Below are 17,378 nucleotides of genomic sequence, written 5' to 3'. Positions count from 1 at the left end.
GCTGGAGACATAGCGCATGAACATCCATGAGTATCAGGGCAAGGCGCTGCTGAAAGGCTTTGGCGCACCGGTGGCCGAGGGCGTGCCGGTGTTCAAGGCGAGCGAGGCGGAAGCTGCCGCCAAGGCGCTGCCCGGCCCACTCTATGTGGTCAAGAGCCAGATCCATGCCGGCGGCCGCGGCAAGGGCAAGTTCAAGGAGCTCGGGCCCGATGCCAAGGGCGGCGTCAGGCTGGCGAAGTCGGTGGCCGAGGTCGTCGCCAACGCCAAGGAGATGCTCGGCCACACGCTGGTCACCAAGCAGACCGGCCCGTCCGGCAAGCAGGTCAACCGCCTCTATATAGAGGACGGCGCCGACATCGAGCGCGAGCTCTATCTGTCGATCCTGGTCGACCGCTCGGTCGGGCGCGTCGCCTTCGTCGTCTCGACCGAGGGCGGCATGGACATCGAGGCGGTCGCCCACGACACGCCGGAAAAGATCATTACCGTCGCCATCGACCCGGAAAAGGGCGTGACGGCCGACGATGTGAAGAAGCTCAACGCCGCACTGAGGCTCGACGGCGACGCCGCCAAGGACGGCTCCACGCTGTTTCCGATCCTCTACAAGGCGTTTGTCGAGAAGGACATGAGCCTGCTCGAGGTCAACCCGCTGATCGTCATGAAGAGCGGCCGGCTTCGCGTGCTCGACGCAAAAGTGTCGTTCGACAACAATGCGCTGTTCCGTCACCCGGATGTGCTCGAATTGCGCGACACCACCGAAGAGGACGAGAAGGAGATCGAGGCGTCGAAATACGACCTCGCCTATGTCGCGCTCGACGGCAATATCGGCTGCATGGTCAACGGCGCCGGCCTTGCCATGGCGACGATGGACATCATCAAGCTCTACGGCGCCGAGCCCGCCAACTTCCTCGATGTCGGCGGCGGCGCGTCGAAAGAAAAGGTGACGGCGGCGTTCAAGATCATCACCAAGGATCCGGCGGTCAAAGGCATCCTGATCAACATCTTCGGCGGCATCATGAAGTGCGACATCATCGCCGAGGGCGTCATCGCCGCGGTCAAGGAGGTCGGCCTGCAAGTGCCGCTGGTGGTGCGGCTGGAAGGCACCAATGCCGAGCTTGGCAAGAAGATCATCAACGACAGTGGACTGAACGTGGTGTCGGCCGATGACCTCGATGACGCAGCCAAGAAGATTGTCGCGGCGGTGAAGGGCGACTGATGCATCGGTTGCTGGCCATAGCGCTCTGCGGCATGGCTTTTTGGGCCAGCGCGGCGACTTCGGCTGAAGATCCGGCATCGCCTGCCTGGATCGGCAAGCGGGTGAATTTGTTCATGAGTCTGTGCCCGGCGACCGCGCCTCGGTTCGGCAGGTTTAATGCGGCCGCCCGGAATAGCGGCTTCCTGGCCGGCGCGAAGGGACGTCTGATTTACAAAGCTACAGAAGTCGTTGCCTCGATCAGAAATTCGGGTGGCAGATGCGATTGCCTGGTTTCCTTTGGCACAGACAATCCGAAGCTCGCGGCGGATATGATCCTGAAAAGACTGCTTTCCAGATATGGTAGCAGGTTCCAGGCGGATGAAGATCCCAATTCCCTCGGGGAGCTCAAGACCGCAGACGGCAATCTGCCTATCCAAGTGGTGACTACGCGTGAGGCTAAGGGCCAATGGATCGGTGCTGTCGTTCACGGAAATAAAAAATGCCCAGCTTGAACACAGAACTTCATGGTCGAGGTCGCTAGGCGATGCCTCCACACAAGATAAACCTCGTCGAGGCGGCGGATGCGAAGATCAAGAAGGTCTTCGATCCGCATATTGCCGGCGACGTGAATGACAGCCAGGTCAAGATCGCCAAGTTCGGCGAGGCCTTCGACTGGCACGCACATGACAATGAGGACGAGGCGTTCCTGGTGCTGCGCGGCCGCATCGCCATCGATTTCCGCGACGGCACGGTGGAACTTGGCAGCGGCGAGTTCATCGTCGTGCCGCGCGCCGTCGAGCACCGGCCGCGCTCGCTGAGCGAGGAACCTGTCGTGCTGATGTTCGAGCCGGCGACGACGCTCAACACTGGCAACGCCAAAAGCGACCTCACCGTCGCCGACCTGAAGCGGTTGTGACCATGAGCGTGCGGCCTTCCCCGATCAACGGTTTTTAAAAAGGACCACCATGTCCATTCTCGTCGACAAGAACACCAAGGTGCTAGTGCAGGGCCTGACCGGCAAGACCGGCACGTTCCACACCGAACAGGCGCTCGCCTATCACGGCACAAAGATGGTCGGCGGCATCCACCCCAAGAAGGGCGGCGAGACCTGGACCGGCGCCAAGGGCGAGACGCTGCCGATCTTCTCCACCGTTGCCGAAGGCAAGGCGAAGACCGGCGCCAATGCCTCCGTCGTCTACGTGCCGCCGGCGGGTGCTGCCGAAGCGATCCTGGAAGCGATCGAGGCCGAGATCCCGCTGATCGTCTGCATCACCGAGGGCATACCGGTGATGGACATGATCAAGGTCAAGGCAAGGCTCGACCGCTCGACATCGCGGCTGATCGGGCCGAACTGCCCCGGCGTGCTGACGCCCGACGAATGCAAGATCGGCATCATGCCCGGCAACATCTTCCGCAAGGGCTCGGTCGGCGTTGTTTCGCGCTCGGGAACGCTTACTTATGAGGCGGTGTTCCAGACCACCAATGTCGGTCTCGGCCAGACCACCGCCGTCGGCATCGGCGGCGACCCGGTCAAAGGCACGGAGTTCATAGACGTGCTGGAGATGTTCCTCGCCGACGACGAGACCAAGTCGATCATCATGATCGGTGAGATCGGCGGTTCGGCCGAGGAAGACGCCGCGCAGTTCCTCAAGGACGAGGCAAAGCGCGGCCGCAGCAAGCCGATGGCCGGCTTTATCGCCGGGCGCACAGCGCCGGCCGGCCGCACCATGGGTCATGCGGGCGCGGTCATCTCCGGCGGCAAGGGCGGTGCGGAAGACAAGATCGCGGCGATGGAATCGGCCGGCATCAAGGTTTCGCCATCGCCGGCCCGGCTCGGCACGACGCTGGTCGAGGCGATCAAAGGTTAGTGAGTAGCGAGTAGTGAATAGCGAATAGGTAAGAACAGAGTAACGGCGCGAACCAGGGAAAATCCCTACTCGCTATTCGCTACTCTCTATTCGCTCTGAAAAGGAGACGGAGCGCGGCTCCGCGGACAAAAATGGCAAGACAAGATCAGGCCAACGACCAGTTTTCGCTTACCTCTTTCCTCTATGGCGGTAATGCCGATTATATCGACGCGCTCTATGCCGCCTACGAGGACGATCCCGCTTCGGTCGATCCCGAATGGCAGGACTTCTTCGCGGCGCTGAAGGATGACGCCGGCGACGTGCGCAGGAACGCCAAGGGCGCGTCTTGGGCCAAGCCCTCCTGGCCGATGCAGGCCAATGGCGAGCTGGTCTCGGCGCTGGACGGCAATTGGGGCCTGGTCGAAAAGCACATCGAAAAGAAGGTCAAGGACAGGGCAGCCGGCAACGGCGCAGCGCTTTCCGACGCCGACGTGCATCAGGCGACGCGCGATTCCGTCCGCGCCATCATGATGATCCGCGCCTTCCGCATGCGCGGCCACCTGCACGCCAATCTCGATCCGCTTGGCATTGCCAAGCCGCTGGAGGATTATAACGAGCTGTCGCCGGAGAATTACGGCTTCACCGAAGCCGACTACGACCGGCCGATCTTCCTCGACAATGTGCTCGGGCTGGAATTCGGCACCATCCGACAGATGCTCGATATCCTGACCCGGACCTATTGCTCGACGCTCGGCGTCGAATTCATGCATATTTCCGATCCCGAGGAGAAGGCCTGGATCCAGGCGCGCATCGAGGGTACCGACAAGGAGATCTCCTTCACCGCAGCCGGCAAGAAGGCGATCCTGCAGAAGCTTGTCGAGGCGGAAGGCTTCGAGCAATTCATCGACGTCAAGTACAAGGGCACCAAGCGCTTCGGCCTTGATGGCGGCGAGTCGCTGATCCCGGCGCTGGAGCAGATCATCAAGCGCGGCGGCCAGCTCGGCATGAAGGAGATCGTGCTCGGCATGGCGCATCGCGGCCGGCTGAACGTGCTGTCACAGGTGATGGCCAAGCCGCACCGCGCCATTTTCCACGAGTTCAAGGGCGGCTCGGCCGCGCCCGACGAGGTCGAAGGCTCGGGCGACGTGAAGTACCATCTCGGTGCTTCGTCGGATCGCGAGTTCGACGGCAACAAGGTGCATCTGTCGCTGACCGCCAATCCTTCGCATCTGGAAATCGTCGATCCGGTGGTGATGGGCAAAGCGCGCGCCAAACAGGACTATTTGTTCGGCCGCAGCCGCGAGGAGATCGTGCCGCTGGAGGAGCGTGCCAAGGTGCTGCCGTTGCTGCTGCACGGCGACGCCGCCTTTGCCGGCCAGGGCGTGATTGCCGAAATCCTCGGCCTGTCCGGCCTGCGCGGCCACCGCGTCGCCGGCACGCTGCATTTCATCATCAACAACCAGATCGGCTTCACCACCAACCCGCGCTTTTCGCGTTCGTCGCCCTATCCGTCCGACGTGGCCAAGATGATCGAGGCGCCGATCTTCCACGTCAACGGCGACGATCCGGAAGCCGTGGTCCATGCCACCAAGGTGGCGATCGAATTCCGCATGAAGTTCCACAAGCCTGTCGTGGTGGACATGTTCTGCTACCGCCGCTTCGGCCACAATGAGGGCGACGAGCCCGCCTTCACCCAGCCGATCATGTATCGCAAGATCCGCAACCAGAAGACGACGGTGCAGATCTATGCCGACCGGCTGATTTCCGAAGGCCACATCACCCAGGCCGAGTTCGAAAAGATGAAGGCCGATTGGCGGGCGCATCTCGAGCAGGAATTCGAGGTCGGCCAGCATTACAAACCGAACAAGGCCGACTGGCTGGACGGCGCGTGGTCCGGCTTGCGCTCGGCCGACAACCAGGACGAACAGCGGCGCGGCAAGACCGCCGTGCCGGTCAAGACGCTGAAGGAGATCGGCAAGAAACTGACCGAGGTGCCGAAGGATTTCGAGGCGCACAAGACGATCATCCGCTTCCTCGACAATCGCCGCCAGGCGATCGAGTCCGGCGAAGGCATCGACTGGTCGACGGCCGAGGCGCTGGCCTTCGGCGCCATCCTGCTCGACGGCAATCCGATCCGGCTGTCCGGACAGGATTCGGAGCGCGGCACCTTCTCGCAGCGCCATTCCGTGCTCTACGACCAGCGCGACGAGACACGCTATATCCCGCTCAACAATCTGTCGGCGGCGCAGGCCGGCTTCGAGGTCATCAACTCGATGTTGTCGGAAGAGGCCGTGCTCGGCTTCGAATATGGCTACTCGCTGGCCGAGCCGAAGGCGCTGACGCTGTGGGAAGCGCAGTTCGGCGACTTCGCCAACGGCGCCCAGGTGGTGTTCGACCAGTTCATCTCGTCGGGCGAGCGCAAATGGCTCAGAATGTCGGGCCTCGTCTGCCTGCTGCCGCATGGCTATGAAGGCCAGGGGCCTGAGCATTCGTCGGCCCGGCTCGAGCGCTTCCTGCAGCTTTGCGCCGAAGACAACATGCAGGTCGCCAACGTCACGACGCCGGCCAATTACTTCCACATCTTGCGTCGGCAATTGAAGCGGGACTTCCGTAAGCCGCTGATCCTGATGACGCCGAAGTCGCTGCTGCGCCACAAGCGGGCGGTGTCGACGCTGCCGGAAATGTCGGGCGAAAGCGCCTTTCACCGGCTGTTGTGGGACGACGCGCAGCTGCTGTCAGGCCAGGCCATCAAGCTCACCAAGGATTCGAAAATCCGCCGTGTCGTGCTCTGTTCGGGCAAGGTCTATTACGACCTCTACGAAGAGCGCGAGAAGCGCGGCATCAACGACATCTATTTGCTGCGCGTCGAGCAGCTCTATCCGTTCCCGGCCAAGGCGCTGATCACCGAACTGTCGCGCTTCCGTAATGCCGAGATGGTGTGGTGCCAGGAGGAGCCCAAGAACATGGGCGCCTGGTCGTTCATCGACCCGTATCTCGAATGGGTGCTGGCACATATCGACGCCAAGCATCAGCGGGTGCGCTATACCGGCCGGCCGGCCGCCGCCTCGCCGGCGACCGGATTGATGTCGAAGCATCTCGCCCAGCTTGCCGCCTTGCTCGACGACGCGCTTGGTGAATAGAACAGAACCGAAAGAAACGGACAGGCACAATGGCAACCGAAATCCGCGTTCCGACACTTGGTGAGTCAGTCACCGAGGCGACCATCGGCAAGTGGTTCAAGAAGGTCGGCGACGCGATCGCCGCCGATGAGCCGCTCGTCGAGCTCGAAACCGACAAGGTGACGGTGGAAGTGCCGGCCGTCGCCGCGGGCACGCTCGCCGAGATCGCCGTCAAAGAAGGCGAGACGGTCGGCGTCGGCGCACTGCTCGGCACGATTTCGGCAGGCGCCGGCGCGGCAGCCAATGCCGCCGCCGCTCCGGCAACGAAGCAGGAGGCGGTGTCGCAGGCCTCGGCTCCGACTGCGGCCTCGAGCGTCAAGCAGGCTGCGGCCGAGACGGCCAAGATTGCCGGCGACGCCGGCGCGATCGAGACGCGCACCATGCCGCCGGCGCCGTCGGCGGCAAAGCTGCTGGCCGAGCACAATCTCGCGGTCGACCAGGTGTCGGGCTCGGGCAAGCGCGGCCAGGTGCTGAAAGGCGACGTGCTCGACCTTATCGCCAGGGGCGCGCCGTCGCAGCCGGCAGAAATGCCCAAGGCCGCGCCTGTACCGGCACCCGTTGCCGCGCGCGCGCCGTCCGCTGCCGACGATGCGTCGCGCGAGGAGCGCGTGCGCATGACCAAGCTGCGCCAGACCATTGCGCGGCGCCTCAAGGAAGCGCAATCGACCGCCGCCATGCTGACCACCTTCAACGAGGTCGACATGAGCGCGGTGATGGCGCTGAGGAGCAAATACAAGGACGTGTTCGAGAAGAAGCACGGCGTGAAGCTCGGCTTCATGGGCTTCTTCACCAAGGCCGTCACCCATGCGCTGAAGGAGATCCCGTCGGTCAATGCCGAGATCGACGGCACCGACATCATCTTTAAGAACTACGCTCATATCGGCGTTGCCGTCGGTACAGAGAAAGGCCTTGTCGTGCCGGTTGTGCGCAATGCCGACCAGATGTCCATCGCCGAAATCGAGAAGGACATCGGCAGGCTGGGGCTTGCGGCGCGCGACGGCAAGCTTTCCGTCGCCGATATGCAAGGCGGCACGTTCACGATTTCCAACGGTGGCGTTTACGGGTCGCTGATGTCGACGCCGATCCTCAATGCACCGCAGTCCGGCATTCTGGGTATGCACAAGATCCAGGAGCGGCCGGTGGTGGTCGGCGGCCAGATCGTCATCCGGCCGATGATGTATCTGGCGCTGTCCTACGACCACCGCATCGTCGACGGCAAGGAAGCGGTGACCTTCCTGGTGCGGGTCAAGGAAAGCCTGGAGGATCCTGAGCGGCTGGTGCTCGACCTCTAAGGGGGCGGCCGACGTGGGCCGGAGCATGGATCTGCGCCGCCGGATGAGTTCGTGCCGTTTCCGGTCCGGTTTGTTTGTCACAATCTGCGCACTCGGCGTGCAGACGGTCTCCGCGGCCCTTGCCGCCTGCCCGCTCGAACTGGCCGTCTATGGCGATCCTGAGAACGCCGCCGAGATCGATTTCAGGCCGACCATGGGGTCGGCTACCGTCACCAATACCTTCAAGATGGTGCTCGACAACGGCGTCGTGCTCGACGGCATCGTCATGTGGACGGAGGGCGTGGCGCGGCCGCATGGGTCGCTGATGTATAAATGCCCGGCCGGCGACGTCACCGGCGACGAGCTCGCCGCCTGCACGGTGTGGGAGAGCGTCATCTACACTGCCGACGACCAGGGCAATATCGCGTTGCTGCCGGGCGAAGGAAAGGATGCGCCGAAGAAGCTGATCTTGCCTGACTTGGGAGCGTCGTTGCAGATGTCGGCGGCCTATGGCGCCAACGGCTTTTCCAGGGTGCCCTGGGACGTCTTTGCCCTGAAGGGATGTCAGGAATGAGCGCGAGCGGAAAGATCCTGCTGGTGACCGGCGGTAGCCGCGGCATTGGCGCCGCTACATGCAGGCTTGCCGCCAAGGCCGGCTATCGCATTGCGGTCAATTACGCGTCGAATGCAAAAGCCGCCGAAACGGTGGTCGCCGACATCGAGGCTGCTGGCGGAGAAGCCTTCACAGTCAAGGCCGATGTCGGCAGCGAGACGGACGTATTGGCCATGTTCGAGGCTGTCGATGCCCGTTTCGGTCGGCTCGACGCGCTCGTCAACAATGCCGGCGTGGTCGACCAGAGCGCGCGCGTCGACGAGTTTAGCGCTGCAAGGCTGGAGCGCATGATGCGCATCAATGTGATCGCGCCGATGCTTTGCGCCCGCGAGGCGGTGAAGCGGATGTCGACCAGGCATGGCGGCAAGGGTGGCGCCATCGCCAATGTTTCTTCGATCGCGGCAAGGCTTGGCGGGCCGGGTCAATATGTCGACTACGCCGCCTCGAAGGGCGCGCTCGATTCCTTCACCATCGGGCTTGCCCGCGAAGTGGCCGGCGAAGGCATTCGTGTCAACGCGGTCAGCCCGGGCATCATCGACACCGAAATTCATGCCTCCGGCGGTCAGCCGGATCGCGCCGAGAGAATGCGCAAGGTGGTGCCCATGCAGCGCGTCGGCACCGCCGAGGAAGTCGCAGCCGCAATTCTGTGGCTGCTGTCGGACGAGGCGTCCTACACAACAGGCGCCAATCTGGAAATCGGCGGCGGCCGCTAAAGCAAAAGGGACAGTATCATGGCCTATGATGTCGTTATCATCGGATCGGGACCAGGCGGCTATGTCTGCGCCATCAAGGCGGCGCAGCTCGGTCTGAAGACGGCGGTGGTCGAAAAGGACCCGACCTTCGGCGGTACCTGCCTCAACATCGGCTGCATCCCGTCGAAGGCGCTGCTGCATGCGTCCGAGATGTTTGCCGAGGCCGGCCATTCCTTCGAGGCGCTCGGCGTCGAGATCGGCGCGCCCAAGCTCAACCTTGGGAAGATGATGGCACACAAGGATGCGACGGTAACGGCCAACGTCAATGGCGTCGCCTTCCTGTTCAAGAAGAATAAGATCGACAGTTTTCGTGGCACCGGCAAGGTAGTTGCGGCCGGCAAGGTGTCGGTGACCTCCGATGACGGCAAGGTCGAGGAGATCGAGACCAAGAACATCGTCATCGCCACCGGCTCCGACGTCGCCGGCATTCCCGGCGTCAAGGTCGATTTCGATGAGAAGGTGATCATCTCGTCGACCGGCGCGCTGTCGCTGGACAAGGTGCCGGGCCATCTGGTGGTGGTCGGCGGCGGTGTCATCGGTCTGGAGCTCGGCTCGGTCTGGGCGCGGCTTGGCGCCAAGGTCACCGTGGTCGAGTTCCTCGACACCATCCTGGGCGGCATGGATGGCGAGGTCTCCAAGCAGTTCCAGCGCCTGCTGTCGAAGCAGGGATTTGAGTTCAGGCTGGGCGCCAAGGTGACCGGCGTCGCCAAGGCCAAGAAGGGAGCGATTGTCACCTTCGAGCCGGTCAAGGGCGGAGCAGCCGAGACGATCGAGGCGGACGCGGTGCTGATTGCGACGGGACGACGGGCCTATTCGGACGCTCTCGGGCTGAAGGAGACCGGCGTCGACGTCGATGAGCGCGGCCGGGTCAAGACCGACGGCCATCTCAGGACCAACGTGCCTGGCATCTATGCCATCGGCGATGTCATCGCCGGACCGATGCTTGCACACAAGGCTGAGGACGAGGGCGTGGCGGTGGCCGAAACCATCGCCGGCCAGGCCGGGCATGTGAACTATGACGTGATTCCGAGCGTCGTCTACACCACGCCGGAAATCGCCTCGGTCGGCAAGACCGAAGAAGAATTGAAAAAAGCCGGCGTCGACTACAAGGCCGGAAAATTCCCGTTCAGCGCCAATGGCCGCGCGCGCGCCATGCTGCATACCGACGGCTTTGTGAAAATCCTGGCCGACAAGGCCAGCGACCGTGTGCTCGGCGTCCACATCGTCGGGTTCGGCGCCGGCGAGATGATCCACGAGGCGGCCGTGCTGATGGAATTTGGCGGCTCGTCGGAAGACCTGGCCCGCACCTGTCACGCCCATCCGACAATGTCGGAAGCGGTAAAGGAGGCGGCATTGGCGACGTTCTTCAAGCCGATCCATATCTGAGCAAACGCGGTGAATCGCAAACCTTAGAGATTGGCTGAAACGTCCAAAGCCCTCGACGGCTGCTCCCAAAAACAAAACGGCCCGCTTTTCAGCGGGCCGTTCATATATCAAATCAGCAGTTTGATCACTGAGCCGGGGCAGGTGCTGGTGCCGGGGCCGGGGCTGGCGCAGGGGCCGGAGCGGGTGCAGGCTCTGCCGGAGCGGGAGCCGGAGCGGGTGTTGCCGGAGCTGGCGCAGGAGCCGGTTCGGCTGGTTTCATCGGCTCGGCGGGCGCTGGGGCCGGAGCTGGTGTGCTGGCTGCGGGCGGTTCGGCAGGCGCAGGTGCCTCGCTACGTCTTCCAAAAACATAATAGGCGACAATTGCCAGGATAACGACGACCAGGGCAATCAGCCAGCCGCTGCCGCCGCCGCTTGGCCGCGCGGAGCCCGGCGAGGTGAATGGGTCGTTCGGATTGGGTGTGTTCGCCATAAAAGTGTCCTCCGTGGATGAAAAACATCAAGTAATAGCCATCAACGTACAATCGTTGAATCGGTTTCACATTAGGCGTTGAAAACGCCGAAAACAGGGCAATTCTGATCCGGAATCCCTTGCAGGCATGCATTTCCACCGCAAAATGGGTTCGGTCGAGCCAAAGCGAACCTTTTTCAGTTTCTTGACACGAAGCGCGGCTGGTCCGCCGTCGCGCCGCGAGTAGGGGTTGACCCAGGCGTGGCGATGATTCGGTGTGCAACTCCGCCGTGTTGTTCAGTTGACGGCAGTCACCGTATAGCCGGTCTTGCGGAAACCCTCGACCAAGCCTTGCGCTCCGGGAAGGTGCATGGCGCCGACCGCCATGAAGACATTGCCGTGGGCGAGGATCGGCGCTGCACGATCAACCATCACCCTGTTGCGGCTGGTGATCATGGTCTGCTCGAATTCGGCGTAACCCGATTGGTCGTCGACCTGTTCGGGGACGACAGCCCGAAACAGCGGTACGTACATGCCAGTGTCGCCACGGCGGTAAAGCACGATCATGGTTTCGTTGACGTCGTTCACCTTGTCGCCAAGCTTCAGCGTATCGACCAGACCCTTCAGGTGAAAGGCGATCGGCAGCGAAGCCATGGCGCGCAGCTGGTCGGCGATTGTCTCCAGCCCCTCGACTGATTTGCCCGCAGCCTCGGCGTCCTTGGCAAGCTTGACGTCGAGCACCGGCGCGCCGCCAGCCTGGCGGGCGACTTCGCATGCTGGTAGCGCCACCATCGCCGACAGCAACCAAGGTTTCATCTTGGCGACAGTCGCTGGCGGGATGCCACGCGCGTCGAGCGCCTTGTCGACCACCGCCGCGTCCTCTGGCGACAGCAGCGACGAAAGCGTCGTCTTGTCGGTGAACATCATCAGATCCGGCTCTTTCAGCAATGCTGCCATCATCTTCTGCTTATCGAGCACTTCGGTGGTTTCGATGATGACGGTGCCAGCCGCATCAAACGCCTTCTGCGCGGCGGGTGGCAGCGTGGTGACGCGCGGGTCGGTAAGGTGCATGGTGCCGAACAGGAAGGACGGTTTTTCGCCCGATTTTTCCAGCTTCCACAGCAAGCCTTTGCCGTTCGGTGTTGCTGCCGCGTCCGCCTCGATCTTGCGGTAGCCAGCCGGGTCGTTCTTTTGCAACGCGCTGAGCATATCGGTACCGGTGCAGGCCGGGGCCTCGGCGCGTGCCTTGCCCGCGGCGAGCAGCGCGATGATGAGGAAGGAGAGGAAAAACAGGGCGTTGAGCGCGACGAGCAGCTTCAGCGACACTTGGGTCGCGCGGTCGGCGATGGCGATGAGGCGTTTCATGCTGCGCTTCTAGGCGCAAAAAGCGGCAAAACGGTTAATCAGCGCATCAAAATTGTTGCGAGATCGTCACCTATTCAAGCGTCCATCACGCACGAGGATGAGCTGCTTCGTAAATCTCGAGCAGCCTCGCGGTGTCGACGCCGGTGTATATCTGGGTTGTCGACAGGCTGGCGTGGCCGAGCAACTCCTGGATGGTGCGCAGGTCGCCGCCGCGCCCAAGCAGATGCGTGGCGAAAGAATGGCGCAGCGCATGCGGCGTCGCGGTGTCGGGCAGGTTGAGCGCCGAGCGCAGCTTGGCCATGTCGCGCTGAACGATCGCGGGGTTCAGCGGGCCGCCGCGCGCACCGCGAAACAGCAGGCCCTTGGGATCGAGATGCCAGGGGCAGAGGCGGCGGTATTCGGCAATCGCCCGCAGCGCTACCGGCAGCACCGGCACCAGCCGCGTCTTGCCGCCCTTGCCGGTGACGCGCAGCACAGTATCACCAGGTGAGGATAGATCGGCGCCCGACAGGCCGAGCGCCTCGGAGATCCGCAAGCCGGACCCATAAAGCAGAGTCAGCACGGCGGCGTTGCGCGCGGCAATCCACGGCTCCTCCGCCAGTTGGCCTTCCACCGAGACGACGTGTTTTGCATCGCTTGCGGTCAGCGGCTTGGGCAGCGATTTCGGCTGCCGCGGTGCGCGCAAGGCTGCCGCACCTGCCGCATTGGCGAGGCCGCGCCGTTCCAGGAAACGCAGCAGCGAGCGGATGCCGGCCAGCCCGCGCCCGAGCGTGCGGGCACCGGCGCCCTCGGCACGGCGGGCAGCGAGAAAGCCGCGCAGATCGGCTGGGCGCAGATCGGCGATGTCTGAAATACCAGGCGAGCCGCCGCAATGGCTGGTCAGGAAATGCAGGAACTGGCGCGTGTCGCGCTCATAGGCCTCGACGGTTTCGGGCGACAGCCGGCGTTCGCGCGCCAGCATCTTCAGCCAGGCCTCGCGCGCCGCCTGAAGATCGGGTTTTGCCGGTATGAGGAATTCCTGCATTGCGCTCTTCCAGTTCCCCGCCATCTTCCGGCATGCGGGTTAGGAAGCGGTGAAGAGCGGCATCATTGAAATGACGATGGGCTGGGGTTAGAGCAAGGCAAAGGATTTTCCGCAGATGAGCAAACCGCAAAACCCCGTCCAGATGGCCGTGATCGGTGCCGCGCACGGCATCAAGGGCGAATTGCGCGTCAAGAGCTTTACCGGCGACCCGCTGGCGCTGGCCGATTACGGTCCGCTCTACGCCAGGGATGGCCGCGCCTTCCAGATCGTCGACATCAGGCCTGCCAACACCGTCGTGGTGGTGCGCTTCAAAGGCGTCAACGATCGCAATGCCGCCGAGGCGCTTGCCGGCACCGAATTGTTCGTCGACCGTTCGGTGTTGCCTGATGAGGGCGAAGAGGACGAATTCTACCACGCCGATCTCGTCGGGCTGGAGGTCAAGGACGACACCGGTGCCATTATCGGCAAGGTCGTCGCCGTGCATAATTTTGGCGGCGGCGACATTCTCGACGTGACGCTGGCGGGGCGCAAAGGCGTGCTTATCCCGTTCACGCGGGCCGCTGTTCCGGAAGTGTCGATCGCCGGCGGCTTTGTCCGCATCGATCCGGCTGCGGCAGGGTTGGTCGAGGACGGAGAATCTGCCGAGCGCGACAGCTTCGACCCCAAGGGCCGGCCGCGCGGGCCGAGGGACGCCGGAGGCAACCGGTGAGTTTTTCGGCTTCGGTGCTGACGCTCTATCCCGAGATGTTTCCCGGCGCGCTTGGCCTGTCGCTGGCCGGCCGCGCGCTCGACACCGGCATTTGGTCGCTCGAAACGATCCAGATCCGCGACTTTGCCCGCGATCGTCACCGGACCGTGGACGACACGCCGGCCGGCGGCGGCGCCGGCATGGTGATGCGGGCAGACGTGCTGGCCAGCGCTATCGACCATGCCTCGCCGGCAGGCGATCCACGTCCGCGCCTGCTGATGAGCCCTCGCGGCAAGCCGCTGACACAGCGCCGTGTGCGTGACCTCGCCGCCGGGCCGGGTGCGGTGATCGTCTGCGGCCGCTTCGAAGGCGTCGACCAGCGGGTCATCGAATCGCGAGGCCTCGAGGAAGTCTCGATCGGCGATTTCATCCTGTCCGGCGGCGAGCCGGCGGCACTCGTGCTGCTCGACGCCGTGGTGCGCCTGCTGCCCGGCGTGATGGGCAATGCGGTATCGGGCGAGGAAGAGAGCTTTGAAAACGGCCTGCTCGAACATCCGCATTATACGCGGCCGCAGGAATTCGAGGGCCGGCCGATTCCCGAAGTGTTGATTTCGGGCAATCACAGCAAGATCGCGGCGTGGCGGCGGGCCGAAGCGGAGAGGCTGACGAAGGAGCGACGGCCGGATCTTTTAGCCGCTCAGCCCTTATCGAAATAGTAGAAGGCCAGGAACAGGCCGACGGCAATGACGAAGCCGCGCACCGCGTTCTGCGGCACGCGCCTGGCGATCCAGACGCCGGCATAGCCGCCGAGCGCGCCACCCGGGATCATGATGATCGCCTGCAGCCAGGCGATGACGCCGCCAGAGACGAAGACCAGGATGGCAACCGCAGCGATGACCACGGCCAGCATGTTCTTCAATGCGTTCAGCCGATGATAATCGCCGGACTGGGTGAGACCGAGCGTCGCCAGCATCATGACGCCCATGCCGGCGCCGAAGAAGCCGCCATAGACGGCGGTGGCGAACTGCGCCAGCGACCCGACCAGCGAACCCACCGCGGCTTCATGCTCCGGCTTGGGCGCCGGTTTCAGCCATGGCCCGGCAGCGAACAACGCTGTTGCCGCCAGCAGCAGCCACGGCACCAAGGCGCGGAACGACGGGTTGTCGAGGCCTAGAAGGATGAGCGCGCCAGACAGCGCACCGAGAGCCGAAATGAGGCTGAGCAGCAGTGCGCCGCGCCAGAAATGCTTGATGTCGTGCCAATAGGCCAGCGTCGAGGTGATATAGCCAGGAAATTGCGTCACCGACGATGTCGCGTTGGCGACGATCGGCGGCAGGCCGGCCAGGGTCATGGCGCCAAAGGTTATGAACGTGCCGCCGCCGGCAACGGCGTTGACCGCGCCTGATAGAAAGCCGGCGAGAAAGAGCAGGACCGCGTCCAAGATTGGCATGAGGGGTGTCGTCGCTGGAGGAAAAATGCTTATCTTCCGGCTTAGAAAGCTTGACGCGCGGGCGCAACCCCCTGGACCACAAGCGATCACGGGATTGCCACAGCGGCGCCAGCCAAAAAGAAGCAGCGCCAAAAAAGAGCCAGCGAAGGCGTGACAAAGCGCCGAAATAGCTGTATGTGCGCGCCGAACCGGAAGAAAATCTGCCAAGAGCGATCTTCTGGCCCGTCAACAATGACGGTGTAGTCGCCCCTGCCCGATGTTCTCGAACAGAAGTTCTCGAACGAAGGGCATAGCCGAGCGGTCGATGCGACTGCAAGGCGAGTGTCGGACGCTCTGACTGTCGGAAGAACAAGAAGTGGATTTTGAGATGGACATCCTCCGTCAGCTCGAGGCCGAGCAGGCCGCCAAGATCGAAGCCAAGCGCAAGCTCCCCGAATTCCAGCCCGGCGATACCGTGCGCGTTCAGGTCCGCGTGACCGAAGGCACCCGCACCCGCGTCCAGGCCTATGAGGGCGTCGTCATCGCCCGCGCCGGTGCCGGCTTCCAGGAAAATTTCACCGTCCGCAAGATCTCCTACGGCGAAGGCGTGGAGCGGGTGTTCCCCGTCTATTCGCCGATGGTCGAGGGCGTCGAGATCGTGCGCCGCGGCAAGGTGCGTCGCGCCAAGCTGTACTATCTGCGTGACCGTCGCGGCAAGTCGGCGCGTATTTCGGAAAACACCGGCGTGCGCGCCCGCAAGCTCAACGATGAAGAGCGCGATGCGCTGAACGCCGAGAAGGCGCGCATCGAGGCCGAGAAGGTGGCCGCCGCCCAGGCGCTGGCCGCTGAGAAGGCGGCGCAGGACGCCGCCGAGAAGAAGGCCGCCGACGAGGCCGCCAAGGCCGCGGAGGCAGCTGCCGCCGAATAAGGCGTCGTCGAAACCCATGGTTTCGGAAAGGCGGCTTCGGCCGCCTTTTTGTTGTGCGAGGTGGATTCGATTTTGCCGGTCCGCAATCGATACGGATCGTTCCGTAATGCCGCCATTGAAAGCATCGGAAACTCATTTTCGTGCCGAGCGGCGCATCGGAGCGGCTTGCAAGGCGCCTGCGGAAAGCTAAAGTCGGCGCCGGATTTCCTGCATGCCTCGGTCGATCGAGGCGGTTCAGTTCTTGGGGAGCGTGTCATGACCAAATCGAAACTGCTGCTGGCCGGCCTGCTGGCTTGCCTTCTCTTGCCCATCGCGGGCCTGGCGCAGGCGCTGCCCGATCTTGGCGGCAGGAAAGTGGTGGTGGTGACCGAAAACGCCTATCCGCCGCTGCAGTTTATCGATGCCAAGACCGGTAAGCAGATCGGTTGGGAATATGACGCGATGAACGAGATCGCCAAACGGCTGAACTTCAAGGTCGAGTACCAGAACACCTCGTGGGACGCGATGATCCAGGCGGTTTCCGACAACCAATACAACATCGGCATGACCGGCATCACCATCAAGGACGACCGCAAGCAGAAGGTCGATTTCTCCGATCCCTATATGCGCTCGGAACAGTTCATGCTGGTGCGCGGCGACGAGAAACGCTTCACCGATGCCAAGACGTTCGCTGCCTTCAAGGACGGGCTGATCGGTGCGCAGGCCGGCACCACGCCGTTCTACACCGCCGTCTACAGCGTGCTCGACGGCAATGAGCAGAACCCGCGCATAAAGCTGTTCGAGACATTCGGCGCGACGGTGCAGGCGCTGAAGGCCGGCGACGTCGATGTCGTGCTCACCGACGGCACTGCCGGCAAGGGCTATGTCGATGCGTCCAATGGCGGGCTGAAGCTGATCGGCGGGCCGCTCGGCACCGAGGATTTCGGCTTCATCTTCCCCAAGGGCTCCGACCTGGTGAAGCCGGTCAACGCGGCGATCGCCGCGCTCAAGGCCGACGGCACGCTCGACGCGCTCAACAAGAAGTGGTTCCTCGACTACAAGATGGGGCAGTAGGCCCGCTTGTTGCGCGCATTTCATGACGATTGTGCGCGGGAACTCGCGCTGACTCTGCGCTCGTACACCCCCCTCTGGCCTACCGGCCATCTCCCCCGCAAGGGGGGAGATCGGATTTCGCATCGGTTTTCGCTAATTTTCAGTGTTGCAGAACGGACGGCGAGGTCAAAGCTGCCGATCTCCCCCCTTGAGAGGGAGATGGC

17 protein-coding genes are annotated in these 17,378 nt (G+C 63.2%); 14 read left to right on the top strand and 3 right to left on the bottom strand.

Annotated elements, in window-relative coordinates; translation table 11 throughout:
* Positions 1 to 16 precede the first annotated feature (16 nt).
* The 10 genes from sucC to NKJ17_RS28145 all read left to right on the top strand — a co-directional run bounded on the left by sucC (position 17) and on the right by NKJ17_RS28145 (position 10,612).
* On the top strand, positions 17 to 1,213 hold the full coding sequence (gene sucC, locus NKJ17_RS28190; RefSeq protein ID WP_352691074.1) for an ADP-forming succinate--CoA ligase subunit beta: 1,197 nt from the start codon (positions 17 to 19) through the stop codon (positions 1,211 to 1,213).
* Positions 1,213 to 1,704, top strand: a complete 492-nt coding sequence (locus NKJ17_RS28185) for a hypothetical protein (protein WP_352691072.1) — start codon at positions 1,213 to 1,215, stop codon at positions 1,702 to 1,704. The genes sucC and NKJ17_RS28185 overlap by 1 nt, the downstream gene beginning before the upstream one ends.
* 32 nt (positions 1,705 to 1,736) lie before the next feature.
* Positions 1,737 to 2,108 carry a cupin domain-containing protein gene (locus tag NKJ17_RS28180; protein WP_352691071.1) on the top strand — a complete coding sequence of 124 codons (372 nt, stop codon included), beginning with the start codon at positions 1,737 to 1,739 and terminating at the stop codon, positions 2,106 to 2,108.
* A 49-nt stretch (positions 2,109 to 2,157) separates the two neighbouring features.
* Positions 2,158 to 3,060 carry a succinate--CoA ligase subunit alpha gene (gene sucD, locus NKJ17_RS28175; protein ID WP_352691069.1) on the top strand — a complete coding sequence of 301 codons (903 nt, stop codon included), beginning with the start codon at positions 2,158 to 2,160 and terminating at the stop codon, positions 3,058 to 3,060.
* Between the two features lie 131 nt (positions 3,061 to 3,191).
* Positions 3,192 to 6,179 carry a 2-oxoglutarate dehydrogenase E1 component gene (locus tag NKJ17_RS28170; protein ID WP_254817845.1) on the top strand — a complete coding sequence of 996 codons (2,988 nt, stop codon included), beginning with the start codon at positions 3,192 to 3,194 and terminating at the stop codon, positions 6,177 to 6,179.
* Positions 6,180 to 6,208: 29 nt separating this feature from the next.
* Positions 6,209 to 7,510, top strand: coding sequence for a 2-oxoglutarate dehydrogenase complex dihydrolipoyllysine-residue succinyltransferase (odhB, locus tag NKJ17_RS28165; protein ID WP_352691067.1), 1,302 nt, complete (start codon positions 6,209 to 6,211; stop codon positions 7,508 to 7,510).
* A 97-nt stretch (positions 7,511 to 7,607) separates the two neighbouring features.
* Positions 7,608 to 8,063: a hypothetical protein gene (locus NKJ17_RS28160; RefSeq protein WP_502896082.1), complete on the top strand. Its 456-nt coding sequence runs from the start codon at positions 7,608 to 7,610 to the stop codon at positions 8,061 to 8,063.
* Entirely contained in the window at positions 8,060 to 8,815 is a 756-nt protein-coding gene (locus NKJ17_RS28155) for an SDR family oxidoreductase (RefSeq protein WP_352691065.1), read from the top strand. The genes NKJ17_RS28160 and NKJ17_RS28155 overlap by 4 nt, the downstream gene beginning before the upstream one ends.
* 18 nt (positions 8,816 to 8,833) lie before the next feature.
* Positions 8,834 to 10,240 (top strand): dihydrolipoyl dehydrogenase, encoded by a 1,407-nt coding sequence (lpdA, locus tag NKJ17_RS28150; RefSeq protein ID WP_352691063.1) that lies wholly within the window; start codon positions 8,834 to 8,836, stop codon positions 10,238 to 10,240.
* 30 nt (positions 10,241 to 10,270) lie between these two features.
* Positions 10,271 to 10,612 carry a hypothetical protein gene (locus NKJ17_RS28145; protein ID WP_352691061.1) on the top strand — a complete coding sequence of 114 codons (342 nt, stop codon included), beginning with the start codon at positions 10,271 to 10,273 and terminating at the stop codon, positions 10,610 to 10,612.
* Positions 10,613 to 10,985: 373 nt separating this feature from the next.
* Here NKJ17_RS28145 and NKJ17_RS28140 read toward each other — a convergent pair whose 3' ends face one another.
* Both NKJ17_RS28140 and NKJ17_RS28135 read right to left on the bottom strand, forming a co-directional pair.
* The gene (locus tag NKJ17_RS28140; RefSeq protein ID WP_352691059.1) at positions 10,986 to 12,053 is read right to left on the bottom strand and encodes a TraB/GumN family protein; all 1,068 of its coding nucleotides are present in this window, start codon (positions 12,051 to 12,053) and stop codon (positions 10,986 to 10,988) included.
* An 85-nt stretch (positions 12,054 to 12,138) separates the two neighbouring features.
* A complete protein-coding gene (locus tag NKJ17_RS28135; protein WP_352508964.1) occupies positions 12,139 to 13,077 on the bottom strand; it encodes a tyrosine recombinase XerC in 939 nt (312 codons plus the stop codon).
* 115 nt (positions 13,078 to 13,192) lie between these two features.
* Here NKJ17_RS28135 and rimM point away from each other — a divergent pair, with 115 nt between their 5' ends.
* Complete coding sequence (rimM, locus tag NKJ17_RS28130) at positions 13,193 to 13,786, top strand: ribosome maturation factor RimM (protein ID WP_352508963.1); 594 nt, start codon at positions 13,193 to 13,195, stop codon at positions 13,784 to 13,786.
* Positions 13,783 to 14,481, top strand: coding sequence for a tRNA (guanosine(37)-N1)-methyltransferase TrmD (gene trmD / locus NKJ17_RS28125; protein WP_352508962.1), 699 nt, complete (start codon positions 13,783 to 13,785; stop codon positions 14,479 to 14,481). The genes rimM and trmD overlap by 4 nt, the downstream gene beginning before the upstream one ends.
* Here trmD and NKJ17_RS28120 read toward each other — a convergent pair.
* Positions 14,463 to 15,215 (bottom strand): sulfite exporter TauE/SafE family protein, encoded by a 753-nt coding sequence (locus NKJ17_RS28120; RefSeq protein ID WP_023679781.1) that lies wholly within the window; start codon positions 15,213 to 15,215, stop codon positions 14,463 to 14,465. The genes trmD and NKJ17_RS28120 overlap by 19 nt on opposite strands.
* Positions 15,216 to 15,582: 367 nt before the next feature.
* Here NKJ17_RS28120 and rplS point away from each other — a divergent pair, with 367 nt between their 5' ends.
* Positions 15,583 to 16,122, top strand: a complete 540-nt coding sequence (gene rplS, locus NKJ17_RS28115) for a 50S ribosomal protein L19 (RefSeq protein WP_254817835.1) — start codon at positions 15,583 to 15,585, stop codon at positions 16,120 to 16,122.
* Positions 16,123 to 16,377: 255 nt separating this feature from the next.
* The gene (locus NKJ17_RS28110) at positions 16,378 to 17,175 is read left to right on the top strand and encodes a transporter substrate-binding domain-containing protein (RefSeq protein WP_352691057.1); all 798 of its coding nucleotides are present in this window, start codon (positions 16,378 to 16,380) and stop codon (positions 17,173 to 17,175) included.
* Positions 17,176 to 17,378 lie beyond the last annotated feature (203 nt).

Source organism: Mesorhizobium sp. M0208 (assembly GCF_040322015.1).
In the GTDB taxonomy this organism is placed as follows: Bacteria; Pseudomonadota; Alphaproteobacteria; order Rhizobiales; family Rhizobiaceae; genus Mesorhizobium.
This window is presented reverse-complemented; position numbering and strand designations above follow the sequence as displayed.